Origin of the sequence: Parafrankia soli (assembly GCF_001854695.1) — a bacterium.
GTDB classification, from domain to species: domain Bacteria; phylum Actinomycetota; class Actinomycetes; order Frankiales; family Frankiaceae; genus Parafrankia; species Parafrankia soli.
Window position 1 is genome coordinate 1 of record NZ_MAXA01000072.1, and the last position, 4,995, is coordinate 4,995.

The 4,995-nt window shown below is 64.5% G+C and carries 3 protein-coding genes and 1 pseudogene; all 4 read left to right on the top strand.

The window, feature by feature from the left end:
- Positions 1 to 8: 8 nt before the first annotated feature.
- The 4 genes and pseudogenes from BBK14_RS08315 (at position 9) to BBK14_RS08330 (ending at position 4,900) form a co-directional block, all read left to right on the top strand.
- Positions 9 to 845 carry a TauD/TfdA dioxygenase family protein gene (locus BBK14_RS08315; protein ID WP_071060744.1) on the top strand — a complete coding sequence of 279 codons (837 nt, stop codon included), beginning with the start codon at positions 9 to 11 and terminating at the stop codon, positions 843 to 845.
- Positions 846 to 938: 93 nt separating this feature from the next.
- A pseudogene (locus BBK14_RS08320) lies at positions 939 to 1,719 on the top strand (transposase).
- A 163-nt stretch (positions 1,720 to 1,882) separates the two neighbouring features.
- Entirely contained in the window at positions 1,883 to 3,109 is a 1,227-nt protein-coding gene (locus BBK14_RS08325; protein WP_071060740.1) for an ABC transporter substrate-binding protein, read from the top strand.
- A gap of 270 nt (positions 3,110 to 3,379) precedes the next feature.
- On the top strand, positions 3,380 to 4,900 hold the full coding sequence (locus BBK14_RS08330; protein ID WP_198541210.1) for an ABC transporter substrate-binding protein: 1,521 nt from the start codon (positions 3,380 to 3,382) through the stop codon (positions 4,898 to 4,900).
- The last annotated feature ends 95 nt before the right edge of the window (positions 4,901 to 4,995 follow it).

Sequence of the window (4,995 nt, forward strand, 5' to 3'; positions counted from 1 at the left end):
GGAGTGTCATGCCCAGTACCGCCACTCCCCTCAGTACACACGTCGGCTTGGAGATCACTGGGTTGCGTGGTCGCGACTTGCCCACCCCGGCGGCGGCCGCCGACTGTCTGAAAGCTCTGGAACAGTACGGCGTCGTCGTTTACCGGGAAGCTCACATCGGCGATCAGGACCTGGTTGCGTTCAGCCGGCTACTCGGTGATGTCGCCCCCAACCCCACAGGCGAGCACGAGCTCCCGGAGATCGCCACCATCACGCTCGACCCGTCGAAGACCGACGCCGTGCGCGCCTGGTATCGGCAAGGGAACTTCCTCTGGCACATCGACGGGGCCACCGAGGAGCTGCCGCAGAAGGCCACGCTGCTTACGGCACGTGAGGTGGACCCGAATGGCGGGGACACCGAGTTCGCGAGCACCTACGCTGCCTACGACGCCCTCTCAGAGGAGGAGAAGGCGCGGATCGACGGTCTGAGAGTGGTACATAGCTTCGCCGCGGCGCAGCAGCGAGCCCATCCGGACACGACCGAGGAACAGAGAGCTGCGTGGGCCCGAGTGCCCGTCCGGGAGCACCCGCTTGTGTGGACCCGCCGTACCGGCCGCCGGTCGCTACTGCTCGGCGCGACCGCTGGTGAGGTTATCGGCATGCCTGCGAGCGAGGGACAGGATTTGTTGAAGAGACTGCTCGACTGGTCGACGCAGCCACGGTTCGTCCTTCGTCACCAGTGGCGTCCCGGGGATCTGGTTATTTGGGATAACACAGGCATGCTGCACCGGGCGACGCCATTTGCCGCCACATCGCGCCGGCTCATGCACCGCACCACCCTCGTCGGCGAGGTCGCCGTCGCCTGATACGGAACGGTCGGCCGCCAGGAGGACCAACATCCCGCGCCCTTAAAGGCTGTTTCGTACCCGGGTGCCGGCTGCCTTGTGGATCATGTTGGGGTGCAGGTCATCTCTGCTGCTGACCCTCAGTGGATCTTCCCGTTCGCCGGGCTGAAGCCGACCCCGTTCCGCCGGCTGATCCGCCTCGTCGCCCAACGCGGTGGGGACCGGACCGCGGATGGCCGGCCGGGGCGGCCGTGGGCACTGTCCCTGCCGGATCGGGTGCTGCTGGCGGCGGTCTGCTGGCGCACGAACCTGACCCTGCGCCAGATCGCCCCCGCTGTTCGGGGTGTCCTACTCGGCCGCGTACCGGGTGATCGACACGATCGGCCCGCTGCTGGCCCTGGCCCCGGCGAAACGACGCCCTCGCGACCAGGTCGCGATCGTGGACGGCACGCTCATCCCGACCCGCGACCACACCCTGGCCGCCCCGTCGAAGAACTACCGGTACTCGACGAACCCGCAGGTCGCGATCGACGCGGACACCCGCCTGGTCATCGCCCTGGGCGACCCGCAGCCAGGGAACCGCAACGACACGATCGTCTACCAGACCAGCGGGATCAAAGACCGCCTCGCCGGACGGCCCGTGATGGCCGACGGCGGCTACCAGGGCCACCCAGACGTGATCATGCCGTATCGGAAACCCCTCGACGGACAGCCGCTACCGGAGTGAAAGGAGGAACTCAACCGGGTGCACCGCAAGGTCCGGGCCCGCGTCGAACACACCCTCGCCGGGATGAAGACCTGGAAGGTCCTGCGTGACTACCGCCGCCAGGCCCGCACCCTCGGGGTCACCGCGGCCGGGATCGCGCATCTGTACAACATCAGCCGGGCCGGCTGACCAAGCACCAAACGGACCGCCGCACCACACCCAAACCGAGTTATGAAACAGCCTCTGGTTTTATGGCGATAAAATTTTCGGCGGTGTATCGATCCGAATGGGAGTCAAAATTCGGGTCACCATTTTTCTCGCCATGAACCATTTATCTCTTGTGGAGTAATTGATGCACTTAGGTGGTTTGGCAAGAAGATTCGGAGTGGTGGCGGTTACGGCAGTTGCGGTTGCGGTCGCGGTGACTGGGTGTTCGGCGGAGGGAAAAGGGGGAGATGGGTCAGCGGGTGCCTGCGACGGTCCCGGGGTCACGGCTGACCGGGTGAAGATTGGTTTCATCTACTCCGACTCGGGCCCCGGAAGTTCCGTGCTCTCCTTCGCCCGCGCCGGGGTCGACGCCCGGATCGGCCTGGCTAACGATACCGGTGGAGTGAACGGCCGCCGCCTCGTCTACGACTGGCGCGACGATGGCTCGTCTCCGTCGGAGAACGCCCACGTCACCGAGGAACTGGTCCAAGACAAGTCTGTCTTCGGGCTCATATCGGCCACAGCCGCCGCCGGCGGCTCACTGGATAGTCTTTCGGCCCATGGGATCCCGATAACCGGCCTCGCGAACCCGGCGTGGGTAAAATATTCAAATCTGTTTGCGTACATGTATGACGTTTCTCCCGCAGTCACCGCTCGCTACATTCAGGCTGGCGGTGGGACAAAGGCCGCCTTCGTGATGACCGGGTCACCGGATTTCACCGTGCAGGCCATTGAAAGGTTCAAGGCTGCCTTTGCTGCTGTTGGAGTCAGCACAACCGAAACCATCTCCTATGCGAGCGGCGTCGACAGCCCGATCCAAGTGGCACGTCAAATAGTGAACAGCGGCGCTGATTCCATCGTCGCCTTCACAGCTCCCGAGGATCTCGTCGAGATACTGCAGGCCACAGGTACCGCGGGGCCGAACTTCTTCAACACTGTCGTCTCGGTCACCGGATACGACCGCACCGTTCTGCGCACTTTCGGACCGCAGCTCGCTGGTGTCTCGTTCTCCGTGAACTTTCACCCCTTTGAATCACAGAATGTCGCCATGGACCAGTACCGCAACGCTATGGCGCGATTTGCTCCTGAGAGTACAGAACCTGAACAACAGTTCGCACTCTACGGTTACCTGTACGCTGACCTTTTCATTCGCGGTCTTGAGCTGGCCGGGGACTGCCCCACCCGAGAGGGCTTCATCGAATCTCTACGAAAAGTGACCGACTATGATGCGGGCGGCTTGATCGATCCAGTCGATCTTAACGCCAACAGAACTCAGCCGCTTCAGTGCAACGCATTCGTTCGGATCAACCCTGCCGGTACCGCATTCGACATCAACCGCGCACGGCTGTGCGCCGACGGTTCAGGCACCTGACCCGAGACAGCCCACTCTAGGTACGCCGGAGCTGGTCGAATCCCTGCTGTCCGGTCCGGCAGATGCCGGCAGACGGTGAAGGCCGTCGATCGCGTAAAGGGCCTCTCGTACTAGTACTAATCTTCTACGCATCCAACCTTGGGTGTGCCCGCGGCCAGCTCCGGCCCGTTCCTTTTGAATACCGCCATTTCCCACCTATCCCATATTTGACGAAAGGCCATTACTGTGCGCAAGAGACGTTCCCTCACCCCCGCTGTCGCCGGCCTGGTAATGCTGGTTCTGGCTGCCTGCGGAGGCGGCGGCTCCGGTTCCTCCCCATCCGCACCCGCCACTGGTGATCCGGTGCCAGGCGGCGAGGCGACGGTCCTCATGCTGAGTGACCCGACGACCCTGGACCCGGCCCGGCTCGGCAACGCCTACGCGATCACGCCGGTCTTAGGAAACGCCCTGTACGGGACGTTACTGACCGACGACGAGAAGACCGGCGAGATCCAGTACTCCCTCGTCGAGTCGTTCGAGTCGGCGGACGGCGGCGCCACCTTCACCCTGAAACTGCGTCCGGACCTGGTGTTCTCCGACGGCACCCCGTTGGACGCCGAGGCCGTCAAGTTCAACTGGGACCGGATGCGAGACCCGGCCACCGGCACAACCTCGCCCGCCGAGGCGGCTATGGTCAAGTCCACCGAGGTGGTGGACGAGCGCACGCTCAAGGCGACCATGGCCACTCCGGTGCCCAACTATGCCTACTCGATCGTCACCAGCGCGATGAACTGGGTCGCCTCGCCCGCGGCCCTACAGAAGGGCGCGGAGGCGTTCAACGAGAACCCGATCGGCGCCGGGCCTTTCACCCTGGAGCGCTGGAGCCGGCAGGCCAATCTCGACCTGGTCAAGAACCCCCGCTACTGGGATGCGCCCAAGCCCTATCTCGACCGGCTCACGCTGCGCGCGGCCACCGACTCCAGCCAGCGGTACAACACCCTGATCTCCGGCGGCGCGGACGTGGCTGTCGACTCGAACTGGCTCAACATCGCGAAGGGGCGGAAGCAGGGCCTGACCGTCGACGTGCAGGAGCTCAACGGCGGGACCATCCTCGCGCTGAACATGCGCCGGGCGCCCTTCGACGACGTCCGGGCCCGGCGGGCTGTCTCCGCCGCCCTCGATCTCGACGCCCTGAACCAGGCTGTCTACAGCGGCGAGGCGGAGATGGTCGACACCCTATTCGCCGAGGGGTCCCCATTCTACTCTGACACCCCGCTGCGCAGGCAGGACAAGGCGACCGCCCAACGGCTGTTCGACGAGCTGGCCGCCGACGGCAAGCCGGTGTCGTTCACCTTCTCCGCCTACCCCAGCACCGAGAACCGGACGACAGCGGAGAACATCCAGGCCCAGCTCAGCACGTTCAACAACGTCAAGGTCGAGATCGCCACCGTCGACTTCTCCCAGCTCGCGCGGGTGCGCTCGGAGCACGACTTCGACATGATCGTCTCCGGCGGGTTCTTCCGTGACCCCGAGCCCGGAATGTGGACCGTGTTCCACAGTACCTCGGTGGCCAACCAGACCGGCATCGACGACCCGATGCTCGACGAGGCCCTGCTGACCGGCCGGACCGCGACCTCGCAGGAGGAGCGGGAGAAGGCCTACACCACCGTCCAGGAGCAGCTCACCGACCTGGTCCCGGTGATCTATTTCGCGAGAGTGGCACCGAGCGCGATTGCAAACAAGAACGTCGGCGGCGTCGTCCAATACGGCAATGGCTCCCTGCGACCCGAGGAGCTGTGGCTCGAGAAGTAGCTAGTGCGCTGTCTGTGAACGTCTGCTGGGTGAGGTGTGGCGATCTCGGTTTGCGGTGATGCGCAGGTATCTGCTCCTGCTCGTGGGAGGGGTCT